Annotated in this window: 2 protein-coding genes; one reads left to right on the forward strand and one right to left on the reverse strand. The window is 66.7% G+C overall.

Translation table 11 applies throughout. The features are described from left to right. Nucleotides 1-65: 65 nt before the first annotated feature. Entirely contained in the window at nt 66-11,390 is an 11,325-nt protein-coding gene (locus M1D44_RS19575) for an LWXIA domain-containing protein (protein ID WP_316854305.1), read from the reverse strand. A gap of 408 nt (nt 11,391-11,798) precedes the next feature. Here M1D44_RS19575 and M1D44_RS19580 point away from each other — a divergent pair, with 408 nt between their 5' ends. Further along, complete coding sequence (locus M1D44_RS19580; protein ID WP_316854306.1) at nt 11,799-12,482, forward strand: YitT family protein; 684 nt, start codon at nt 11,799-11,801, stop codon at nt 12,480-12,482. Nucleotides 12,483-12,971 lie beyond the last annotated feature (489 nt).

Consider the following 12,971-nt stretch of genomic DNA (forward strand, 5'->3'; position numbering starts at 1 on the left):
ACCCAGAGGAATAGGGCGGCCGCGTCGCCCCCGCGGCCGGTTGGAACCCGACTCGGCCACGCGGCTCACGGCACGATCACGATAGGCTCGTCCGGGTGGATCAGCCCGACATTGCGATGTGCGAACTGCGGGTTGATCTGCAGCAACTGCGCCAGGGCTGCCTCGACCTGCTGCTCGTCCGACATGGCCTGGCGTTGCGTATCGGAGACGTGCGCCTCGTGCAACAGCGGAGTGCGATACCGGTCGGCAATGCCGTTGAGTGTATCGCCCGACTGCACCACGTACTCGGAATGCGTGGGCGCGGGTTGCGGGGTGGCCGGTGTGCTGGGAGGCTGGCTGGTTGACGGCGCAGTCGGGCTGGCCGACGACGAGGGCGAGGTGGACGGCGAGGTGGACGGCGAGAGCGACGCGGACGGCGAGACCGATGGCGATGGTGACACCGAAGGCGATGCCGATGCACTCGGTGATGCACTGGGCGACGGCGTGACAGCCGATGTGCCGGGCGGGCGCTTGTTCTTGTCGTCCTGCATGAACAGCGGCTTGATCAGGTTGAATGCATACGCCGACAGCGGCAGCAGCGCGATGGCGATCTTGTGCTTGCTGACAAACTCCGACGCATTCGGAAAGTGCGAACTGAAGCGTGAGAGGCCGAGCGCGCCCGACGACAGCAGCATCGGTACGCCCTTGATGTAGTCGCCACCCGCCAGCTGCGCGGCGCCCAGCAGCATGCCGCCGGTGGCGGCCAGCGTGTCTGCCGAGATATCGAACCCGCGCACCGTGCGGCTGCGCTGCTCAATGTCGATGTTGCGCCCGCGCCCGAGCAGCACGCCGGTGGTGTACGCGATCGACGCCACTGTGCCGCCTGTGGGCAGCACGTACCAGATGGCCGAATCGTGCGCCAGTGTCCACGCCTTGGTCGCCATCGCGTGCGCATACGAGGCCAGCCCCGCGCTGTAACCGCCGATGGCGATCTGTCGGCCCCAATAGCCGAGCTTGGTGCGCGGGTGGCCCAGATGCACCTGCTGCAGCCCGGTGCCGCTGAAGACGGCCTGAATCTGTTTGACCAGATCGGCCGACACGGCCTGCGTGGCATCACTGGCCTGCGTGCGCGTGATTTCCCGATTGCCCAGGCGCTGGTAGATGTTGTGCACGCTCCAGTTGGCTTCGGCAACGAACGTGCGCAGGCGGCCCTCGATCTCTGCCAGGTTGGCCGGTACGGTCTTCTCCGACGTGTGGTCTGGCAGTGCCTTGACCAGCCGGTCGACCATCGTCTGCGTGGCCTGGCTGAAGACGCGTGGGTCTGCGCGCTCGATGGTTGCCATCGTCGCCTGATGCAGCACCTGCGCCGAGCGTCCGACACGCAGCAGCAGCATGGAGGGATTGCTGGCCAGCGAAACGGTATTGGCGCCAGTGCCGGGTATGCCGATCAGCACCGCACCTGCGCCCCCTGCCACGGAGGCACCCACGGTCACCACTTCGCGCGCACGCGTGCCAAGCTTGGGCTTGGCACCCTCCACGCCAAGCGCATTGAGTTCCGCCGATGCCTGTTCGGGTTTGACCAGCATCTTGCGCGCGGTCTGCGTGGTTTCCACGCGCCCGGCACTCTGCGGCTCACCGGACGCGTCCACCGACAGGGCTTTCTCGTTTTCCACCATTTCCCGCCAGGTGGGCAGGGGAGCGGCCTGGTTGCTTGCCGACGCGGGCAGCGCCTTCGCGCCCGCGGGGCGCGCAGCCACGCCCATCTCGGTCGTCCATTGGTCGGCAAACTGGCGGGCGCGTTTTTCTGTCGGACTCAGGTGCCACTTGGCTTCCCACAGCGGTTTAGCAAAGTCGATCTCGGTAGCGCGGGCGCGATTGACGAGCGCGGTCGTGTTGCCGTTGAAGACGCGGTCGATGATCGCGTTGACTTGGCTGTCCGACAGGCTGTACTTCTGCTTGCCCAACCGCGCGATCTCGGCCAGCAGCACCTGGTTCTGGGCATCGTACTGGCTCTTGGAGGGGCGCTCGAACACACGCGTGAGGGCGTCGTCGCCATGCAGCCGGCCTTGGGTGGGCGCGCCGTCTTGCTCAAAGCGCAGCACCATGTCGGCCACGGCGGTGTTCAGCCGCTCGTTGGCGATGGCGTCGGCGCCATTGGTGGCGTACGACACGCCCATGTGCACCCAGGGCAGCGTGGGGCGCTCCAGCACCTGTTCGACGAGCTTGGCGTTGCCCCCGCCCGGCACCGGCTCGAGCACCGTATCCCAGCCGTGGAAGCTGACCATCACGTGGGGTGGCGGCGCATCGGCATGGGTGCTGCCCCATTTCTCAAGCATCGAGAACAGCCGCACGTGGTTGTCGTACGCGTCATTGGTGCGCGCGGTGAAGTGGTCGTTGGTGCCGATCAGCGGCCGCGACGGCGCGAATTCGAGGCGGATGACCACACCGGTCTGCGCCGACAGGTCGAGCCATTTGTCGAGACGCGACTGGTGCAGGTCATCCAGGAACAGCTTCCTCTGATCGGCGCCGCTGCCGGATTTGATCTGTGCATTCGCATGGTCGATGGTGGCGTTGTTCACGTCGATCTGCTTGGCGGCCTGCACAAAGCTTGGGTCCTGTCGCTTGCCGACGGCGGCACGCAGCGAATACGGGTCGACCACGAGCGAGATCACCGGCATGGCGCCGCCCGTTTTCTTGATGAACGCAAGAGCCTTGGCGGGGTCGTCGCGTAGGCGATATGCCCGGCCCATCGGCGCCAACCGCGCCTGGAGCGGGAACTCCGAACGCAGGAACGTGTTGACCATGTGCCGGTCTCCCGTGGCCGCCGCCGAGAACCGCTGTGCGATGCGTTTGCCCGCGAATGGCACGCGGCGCGACACGGTGTTGGCGGCCACATCGCGTGCCACGCGCAGCTTGAGCTTGAGCTTGCGCCAGAGCTGCGCATCGGCCATCACCACCTGGGGCGCGTGGTCTTTGACGGGTTTGAATTCAACATTGCTGGCATAGGGATCGGTCTCCTTGCCGGCCAGCAGTTCGACCTCGTCCAGCGGGCGGGTGAGGTTGCCTAGCTTGGGCGCGTCGGGCGGCAGCGCCGTCGTGGTGGTGCTGGAGAGCACCGGCTGGAACACGCCGATCTCCAGGCCGGCGCCGCTGCGATGCCATGCCTCGAATTGATCGGGCGGCAGACGCGTGAGCAGGAAGTGGGTATCCGAGCCGAAGCTGTCGTGTCCGATTGCCAATTCATTGGCCGGGGTGCCGTTGTGCTGCGTGGCTGCCTTGTTCCGCGCGTCATACCACATGAGGGTATTGCCATCGGGCTCCAGGCGGCCGATGGGCGTATGGCCCCCCAGCTTGCCAGCGTGGTCGGCCGTCTCGTAGACGTAGATGTAATGCGTGCCGGCTTCGAGCTTGCCTTGTTTCGCCAGGTTGCGCAGATGGACGATGTTCGCCCCGCTGTAGTCGAGCGCATGGGCGTCGGACTCGGGCAGCATGCGCGTGTCGGCGTAGGCGTAAGCCGTGGCTTCCAGCGGCGTGCCGGTGGTGACGGGCTCCTCCAGCGTGCGCTGCCGCCATTGCAGAAGCTGCGCAGCGCGCCCGCGCAGGAAGCCGCCGTTGGCCTGCCGGTTCAGTGTGGTGGTGGCCTGTGCAACTTCGCCCGGCTTGAAGGCCGGCATGCCGTATTCGGCCCGCTTCCAGAGCGTGCGTGGTTCCAGGAAGCCGCCCAGTTCCTTGACCGTCTCGGGCTGCACCGAGCTCACCACGAAGCGCACGCCGCGCGGCGCGCTGCGCAGTGTGCGTGCGCCGTGCGTCTGCTGCTTGGCAAAGGCAGCTTCGAGGCTGCGTTCGGGCACGGTAGCCCCGTCCATGGGCGCATCCACGTGGTATGTCCATGTGCCGTCGGTGCCGCGCTTGGCGTGGCCCTTCGGGGCACCGCCTTTCTTGTCGATGACGTAGATGATGTCGCTGTCCTTCGCGGCGCTGGTCGCCTCTTGCACGCTCTTGTAGCGCTTGGCTCCGCCGAGCTGCTCGATGTGCGTGACAACCTCGGCGTCGATCTTGTCGGCCGAAGGCGACAGCACATGCGAGCCGTCATCGCTATTGATGCGCGATGGCCCGCCAAGCGCCTGCAACCGCTCGTACGGCACGGGGCTGATGTAGAAGTCGACGCCCTTGCGTGCGGTGTGCATCGCTGAGTTATCACCACGCACGGCGCGCTTGACGATCTTGGGGACGTTGCTGCCACGCACGGCTTGGGGCGGCGCGAAGGTGCCGTCGTCGCGCAGTTGCGTGGTGGCCACGATGACGGGCGTGCCGTCCGGCTGGCTGGTGCCCTTGAGCGCGATCAGGACGGTGTTGCTGCCCGCCTTGCCGGCCAGATCGCTCAGCCTGGGTACCTCGGCGCCGGGCACGTGCCGCAACGTCCGCAAGTCTTTCACATCGAGCCATTCGGCGGCCTGCGCCGCTTTTTGGGCGCCGGACGCCGTCGCCGGCGCCGGCATGTGCGGTGTGCCGGGCGCCCCGCCGTTCCAGCGCGAGGCGTAGTACTGCACGTAGGTCTGGTCTGGCGCGACGGACGTGCGCATGCTGCCCATGGTCTGCGCCAGGCGCAGGTAGGCCTCTGGGTTGTTCGCATCCCACTGCGCGTAGGCCTGCTCCAGGGGCTGCGGCATCTGCGCGCGGGCGCCGATGTCCACACCGGTTGCGGCCAGCACCTCATCGCGGACGTTGAACGCGTTGCCTTGCGCGCTGGCCTCGCCGGCGAGCAAGGACTGCACGAAGCTGCCCTCGCTGTGGCGTTGCAGGCCCTGCAGATCGAGTTCGGCCTTCACAGCGTGGTCGGCCTCATGGCCCAGCGTGTAGACCAGCGCCCCGGCGTCGTGCGCATTGGCGTCGAGCGTGATGGTCTTGCGCTCGGCATCCACGGCAGAGCCCTGGTTGGGGTGTCCGAGGCGCACCGTCCAGCCGGCGTCTTGCAGCAGGCGCAACTGGCGCGTGAGCGTGTCGGAGGCACCAATCAGTGCGCGGGCGCTGGGCGGCAGCGGTGCGCCGCCAAACGACATCGTCACGCGGTCGGCCGGCGTGGTCTCGTATGTGCCGTCGTGTGGGCGGTATTGCGTGCCGGCGCCGCTGTAGTCGGGCGAGCCGGCCGGGCGTGCCACGGGGCCGCCGAGGTTGCGCGCCGGGTTGGCGGGGTCGATGCCGATCTCGGCAAAGCGCCGGCTGGTGGCTTTCTGCAGTGCGGCGCCGTAATCGAACGGTACGCCGTATTGCGCGGCGGCCTGCTGCGCCAGCACGGTGTCGTGCTGGGCCAAGGAGATCGCGTAGGCGCGGATGCTGCCAAAGCTCTGTTCCGGGCTGGGCGTGCGGCCGATGTCGGTGGCGCCAAATTGCGTGTTGCCGGCGGCAAACCTGTCGATGGCGCTGAGCAGCCGGTCGACCATCGCGGGGGTCGGTTCCGCCGCGGTGGACACGCCGCGCAGCTGCGCCTCGGTCATCGACGGCACGGTGTCGTGGAAGTACTCCGGATGCTGCTGCTGGTAATGCCGCAACGCCTCCACCACGCGGTCCACAGCCGCACGGTCGGTGGCATACACGACGATGTTGTCGGCGCGCGGGCCGGCGGCGTCGGGGCCGGCCGCCTTGGCCGCGTAGATGCCGGGGAAGCGGCCGGGCTGGTCCACCACGCCGCGCACCAGGAAGTCCAGCACGTCGAGCACATGCGACGTCTTTGCGTTGACATAGACGCGCTCGGTGACGGCGTCCGGGTCGACCCGGCCGTCCTCGCGCAGGAAGTGATAGAACGTGGTGCGCGCACGGCCTTCCGTCGGCATTGTGCTGTCAACGAAGGCGCCGTCGGCTTGCGACACGGTGTAGGCCCCTTCGGGGCGCTGTTCTGCCAGTGCGATCAGGCGAGGGAAATAGAACTCGCCCGGCATGGTGTCTTCCGGGCCCGTGACGCCGCCCGTGCGGGCGTACATGCGGTACACCGCGTCGTTACGCAACGCGCCATCTGCACCGTCTGCCTGCACCCTGGCAAGCAGCGCCTGCTGCGACTCGAGTGCCGATTCGGCACCACGCGGCCCCAGTTCGGGCACCACGCGCTGTACCGGCGTGCTGCCCGGGTCGGGCGCCACGCCCGGCATGCGCATGCCAGAAGCAGCCAGGTTGGCTGCCGCCGCCTCGTAGGCCTGCCGTTGCGATGCGCCATGCTGGCGCGCCACACCCATGCCGGCCCCCATGAGCCCGGCCGAGGTGAAGAACTGCACCCAGTCTTCGCCCGTGGCCTGGCCGTTGGATGTCGCCAGGGACTGCCCCTGGTGCAGCATGGCCGCGAGGTTGGTGTTGAGCGCGCCGGTGCCCATCAGTCGATAGGCGAGGGCGCCGCCGCCCAGGAACTGCAGCCCCGCCAGCCGGCGCAGGCGTGCGGGCAGCCTGGCGAGCACGTCCGCCCGGTTGAGCAGCGGGATGGCCTCATTCAGCCGCTGCAAGCGCAGCGTGCCCCGCGTGAGGTCGGCGACGACGCCCGGGTTGCGCGTGACCCCGAACACGGCATTCAGCCGTTGCGCCGCGTTGGCGGTTGCCGCGGGCGACCCATACAGCGCGTGGCTGAGCACGGCGTTGGTGAGGTTGTTCTGGAACGGGCGCAACGCCCAGCGATTGTCATTGAGCAGGCTGATGCGCGCCGCATCTTCCGCGCTGGCACCGCGCGTGATACGCACCGCGTTGATCGCCTCCATGAAGTCGGCGTTGTAGGCGCCCACGCGCGCTGCGGCCACGGCCGTGCGGTTGACGAGCCCGCCCACGCCCGCTGCCCCGCCCAGCACGTTGGCACCCAGGCCCACCCAGTTCCACGGATCGTCGCGCCCCTTGGCGGTGGAAAGCGCTTTGATCGACTGTGCCGCGCCGGCCACGGCGGTCACTGCAAAGTACGCATCGGCCAGGTTCGATAGCACCACGGCCCACAGCGCAGCGGTCTCGGGTTGCACGACGGTGGTGACGATGCCGGCCGCCACCGTCAGGCCGATCTCCAGATCGGTCTTCAGGTGCTCCCAGTTGTACCAGTGGTCGTCGGGCTTGTAGGTCTTCCAGTAACCGTCGTCGGTCATCAGGTTGCCGTTGGCATCGACCACCCAGTGCGGCTGGGCGATCAGCAGGCCGCGATCCAGCCCGCTGTGCGATTGCCAGTCGCCATAGCCGTTGCGCACGGTGGTATCGGCCGGGCCCACGTCGATATAGCGCCCGTCGGTGCCGATGCCCTCCATGATGGCCAGGCGCTTGGCGTCGCCCTTGCCCTCGCGGTTGTCCCACCACTGCATCGACAGCGAGGTAAGTGCCACGGGCGTGGCGCCGCTGGGCGTGTTCACGCCTTCGCCGTGCATGAGCTGACTGGCCACCTGGGCCAGTGTGGTCTTGTGGCCCTTGTGGTCGTAGACGACTTCGTTGCCGTTGTATTCAGCAAACTGGCCGTCGGCCATGGCTTGCTGCTCGTCCAGAGAGCGTGCCGAGTATGTCGGGTCCAGCCCGTATGCCTGACCCACGGCGTTGTACACCTGGGCTTGGCTGGTGACGGTGTGCATGCCGTCCTGCCAGGGCAGCCCGATGGTGTTGCCACTGGCCGTGACGCCGGCGGTGGTGCCCGAGCTCACGCCTGCGGTGTCGGGCGCCCAGTGCAGGTCGTTCTGCAGCCGTGGGCTCGCGTTGGGCGCATTGGGGACCGTGCTGACCGGCGCCGGCGGCTTGGGGGAGTCTTTGAAGCCGGTCTCGCGCCGGATCTCTTTGCTGACGTCGTCGCCGATGTTGTCGCCGAGGATGTCCTGCGTGAGCTGCATCGGGACGTTGTCGTCCTTCACATCTTTCAGCCCGAAATCCTGTCCGGTGACCACGGCCATGCCATCGCCGCCGACAAAGTACGTCGTGTTCAGCCGCGAATCCACCGATTCGGTGCCCAGCCCGCCGTTGTCGAGCGGCTTGAGCATCAGGCCCTCGATCTGCTTGCGCAGGTCGGTCATGTCCTGGTTGCGTGCGCCGCCCGCGGCTGCGTAGATGCGCGACATGGCTTTCAGGTCAGTCACGTCCAGCTTGCCTTGGAACTGGCTGTGGTACAGCGCAGCGGCCAAGTCCGGCGCGACGCCGTTCATCTGATCGGCCGCGGCGTTGGCCTGATCACCCTTGTCCTTGCCGAATACCTGGGCGCCGCTCTGCTGAAACAGCGACTGGGTCTGCGGTGCCTGGATCGTGTCGTCCAGCAGTTGCGCGTAGAAGATCGTGCCCTTGTAGACATCGAGCGACGTGCCCATGGCGGTGAGCCGGCCCTGTGGCGAATCCTTGCCGTCGTTGGCGGCGGTGCACATCATGGGCGCCTGGTCGAGGATGGATTGCAGCGCGCGCTGCTGCAAGCCGGAGATGCTCGCATCGCCCATGACCTGGTCGAACAGCGGGTCACCGGACTGCATGCCGGCGAGCAGGCCCGTGAGCCGTTTGGCCGCCGCCGCGTCGCCCTTGCCCGGGCCACCGTTGGTTTGCAGAGCGTGCGCTGCGATGTGCAGCACCTGTTGCGCGCCAAGCCCCGTCTGCCATTGCTGGAAGCTCGTCAGCAACTGTTTGAACTCGGGCGAGTCCTTGCCGGTGCCGCGCGCCGTCTCCATCTCGGGCGCGATGCCGGCCATGGTGACGGCGTTCTGCGCCTTCCACAGGGTATCGACGTTGTCGGGGTTGAGCTGCCAATCGCCATCTTCGGGTTTGCGGCCGGCGGCTACATTCAACGCCTGGTCGAGGTCGTTGTGATACGACTGCAGGGCGTGCGCGGCAGCGGCTTTGAGGTCCGCGTTGTCGGGCGCCTTGTCAGATTTGGCCTTGGCGTCTTGCCACGCCGCGTAGTCGGTGCGGGCCTGCGTGACCGCGCTGTCCAGAGCCTTCTGGTCGGGCTGGATGTCCTGCTTCATGATGCCGGCCGTGACGCGCAGCACGTCCGGGTCCAGCACGTTCAGCTTGGCGAGGTCCTGGGCCCCGGCATCGACGGGGTCCTGGGTCGGGTCTTGGTAGTAGTCCTCCAGATGCTGTTGCGCAGCCACTGTCAGTGCTGATTGCGTCAGCATCGCCTCGTTTTGTTCGTTGCCGCCGAGCCACGCTCGCGTGGCGGCAATGGCCTCGGGCAGCGTCATGCCGCTGGCCACCAGTTGGCCCAGATGGGCGGTGGTGTCGGGCTGGGCGCCGTCGCGCTGCGTGTCGGGCGTTTTGGCATCGGGCGTTGCTGCCACGTTACCTTTGCGCAGGGCGTTCACGCCGTCCTGCAGGTCCTGTTCGGTAAAAAGCTGGTCGCCGTCGACGTCCTTGGTGGCCTGGTCGATGGGGTCGCTGGGGGGCTGGGGCTGCCCGGCCTTGTCCCCTGTCTTGTCGCCGGTGTTGTCCTGTTGCCGCGCCACGGTCACCGCCTGGGCACGTGCCAGCACCGCTGCCTGGGCCCATGTCTGGTTGCTGATGTCGGCGTTTGCCTTGTCGTTGCGCGCGGCATCGAGCGCCTTCTGCAGGCCGGCCGCATCGGCCGTGCCGCCGCCCAGCGCCTTGTCCAGCGCCGCCTGGGCCTTGGATAGGTGGGCCGCATCGTCCGGCCCGACCGGCACCGTGGGCGGCGATGGCTTCAGGCCGGTGTGCTTCTGCAGCGTTTTAGACAGCGCGCCGTTCGGGTCTTCATCGATGATGGTCTGGTACGGCGCCATCGATGCATTGTTGGCCTTGGCCAGGCCCAGCGTGTCGAACGGTGTGCTGGGCGGCGTATAGCCGTTTTCCTTGTAGCGGTCCTGGTCGGCCTGCGCGTTGTAGAGGAAGGACCGCAGGCTGCCCATGACATGGGCTGCGCCGTCGCTCTTCGGGCCGCCCAGCGCGTTGACGATGCGGCTGATGGGGCCGTAGTAGTCGTCGCGCTTGTCCAGCGTTTGCATGGAGGGGGCGTAGACCTCGGGGTCGCCCGCTTTGATCTTGCTGTCGACCTTGCCCTGCAGGTTTTGCGTGTAGAGCGACTGCGCCAGTTCGGGCGAGGCGCGCTGCACGTCTTCGAGCAGCGCTGCGATGTCGCGCAGTTCGCCAGGCGTGCCCACCTTGGTGATGTTGTCGTGCGTGATGCCGGCGTTCAGCACCGAGTTGACGAGGTCCTTGTACAGCACCGTGTCCTTGTAGCGCGATAGCGCATTGCCTTCGGCCACCAGCGTGTCGTGCGGGTTCTTGCCGCTGGCGTGGGTGATGTCCTGCAGCGCGCCAGACTGGATGTCCTGCGTGCGTGCATCGTCCATCACGCTCGCATAGAGCGGGTCGGTGTTGGCCACGCCGCGCAATTGCTGGGTGAGCGCCTGCGCTGCCTTGAGGTTGCCGTCAGCACCGCCCGACGCGCGTGCGGCCTGCGCCGCGTCAACGATCTCTGCGGCGTGCAGGTCGTTCAACACGCTGGCCGCGTCAGGCTTGCCTTGTGTGCCACTTGCGGCGCTATTGCGTTGCGCGACCAGGCGCTCGGCAAGCAGGCGCCGATCGGTCTGGAGTGGATCAGCACGCCACTGGCTGTCGGGCTGGCCGGCAGCGGTGTTCAGTTCATCGGAAAGGGCGGTGTGGTAGGCCTGCTTGTCGCGCGCCAGCGTGGCCGCGTCGGCATTGGCGGCCTTGTCCTTCTGCCAGGTCTCGAAGGCGGTCTGCGTGGCCTTGACGGTGTCGTCCAGATTGGCGGCCGGCTTGAGCTCGACGTGCAGCGCCTTCACCACGTTGTCGATGGTGGGTTTGGAGAAAATGCCGAGCCAGACGTCCTGCTTGGCAGCATTCTGGATGGGGTCGGCATCGGCCGGGACCTTGCCGTCTGCCACGGCTTTTTCGGCTGCGATGGTCAGGGCGGCTTCGCTCAGGACCGTCTCGTTTTGCTCGCTGCCGCCAAGCTGGGCACGTGCTGCGTTGACGGCTTCGGCCTCGGTCATGCCGCCGTCGAGCCCTGCCTGAATGGCGGCCCGTGCGTCTTGCAGCGTCACGGCTTGCGTGGGCGGGGCCTGGTCGGTTGCCAGCGGTTTGTCGGACAGCGAATGCGTGGCGCTGTCCAGCGTCGTGTTGTCGAACACGTGCGTGAGGCCGACCTGGCTGGCGGCCTGCTCAAGCGCATCGACCTTGGGTTGCGTCGTGGCCGGTGCCGACTTGTTGTGTGCGGCCTGCAGCAGGATGGCGGCCCGCGCAAGCGCATCTCGGCTGACCGCGGGCTGCGTCTGCTGGATTTTCTCAATGGCAGCCTTCAGCGCCGCCGTATCGTCGGGTGCCTTGCCCTGGAGCGCATTCTTCAGGGCCGTCTCGGCATCGGACACATCGCGTGCACTGGGGGGCGGCGGCGGTTGGATGGGCTTGGGGGGCGTCGGGACGCCACCACCGCCGTCGATGGCTCTGAGCATAACGATTCTCCTGGGCAGACTACGAGCACTCGCCCATGATTGCCGCGCTTGCCAAGCACGCCTATTCGGAAAACTCGTAGAAAAGCGTGCGAGACCGGCCGCTCCATGCTGCGGACTACGGGATCCAGTGGCGGTTTCCTGGTCGCGCACACGCTTGTAGCGTTGCGCTTTCTCCGGGTTCTGGCTGAGGGATTCCCATGCGGCCCCGGGGTCCGTGGTTTTGCGAGCTTCGCGCCACATCGCCATCAGCACCTGCGCCGGACGAACAACGCTGGGCGGCTGCGGCGCATACACAACGCGTGCATCTCGGGAGGTTCTGATTCACGCGCGGTTGGCTTGGATCAAAGAACCGACGGACGTACCGGCGGCATAGTCGGCGCGTGTCCACGGTATCCGTAAGGAGCCCCCATGAATGCCCCCGACAATGTTCCCGGTGTCACCCGGCATAGCCTGCTTGAGGACGTGCTCGCCATCGTTACCGGTACGCTGTTCGTGTCGCTCGGCATCACGCTGTTCAAGCAGGGCGGTCTGCTGTCAGGCGGGACGGCCGGCGTGGCCTTTCTGATCCACTACGCCACATCGCTGCCCTTTGGTGTGGTGTTCTTCACCATCAATCTGCCGTTCTATTACCTGGCGGTGCGGCACATGGGTTGGCGCTTCACGCTCAAGACGTTCTGTGCGGTGGCGCTGGTGTCGTGGCTGAGCGAGGTGCACGCGCATTTCGTACAGATGGGGTCGCTCAATCCGCTGTATGCGGGTGTCATTGGCGGCACGTTGATGGGCGTGGGCTTCATCGTCCTGTTTCGGCACCAGGCCAGCCTGGGCGGCGTCAACATCGTCGCGCTGTATCTGCAGGACAAGTACGGCATTCGCGCTGGCAAGCTGCAGATGGCGGTGGATGTGTGCATCGTGCTGGCGTCCCTCGTCGTGGTCAGCCCGATGGCGCTGGCGGCCTCGTTGGTGGGGGCGGTGGCGCTCAACCTCAGCATTGCGTTGAATCATCGGCCCGGTCGCTACCTGGTCACGCAGACTGCCAGCACTGCCGCCGGGCATGTCGGCAGCAACGGCTCGCCGGGTTCCTCAATGGCTTAGCAAGGCATCGGCGCGTTGCGTCGGGCATAGACGGCCTACGTCCCCGGCACGCCCGGCATGTGGAACGCGATGCAGCAGGACTGCGCAGTGTTCACCGAGCCCGTGAACTCCAGCGAGGTGACCGCCAGTTGGCTTGCGGCCATCTCCCTTCGCATTCCCTTCGTATCCCATTCGGTCACGAACGCCACGCCGCTGACATGTCTCACGCAGGCGTAACGTCGTCAGCGTGTGCCAACACGTCCTGGACCCTCGTGTCGACCACAGTTTCCCTTGTGCTGTCCGACGCTGGGTGACATCCGTCGAATTCGCACGTGGGGCGATGAAAAACGCCTCAACGGACGAATCAACGGCACCGGACATTTCCACGTCCAGGCAGTACTCATTCCAATGGGAACCTTGCCTGTGCGGGTTATCCCGAGTTTCGATGGACGCGTGTCTACCCTAGCATGAAGTTCATTTTGAGAACAATTGTTCGTAATACGAACTTCT

The sequence above is a fragment of the Ralstonia sp. SA306 genome (assembly GCF_054792405.1).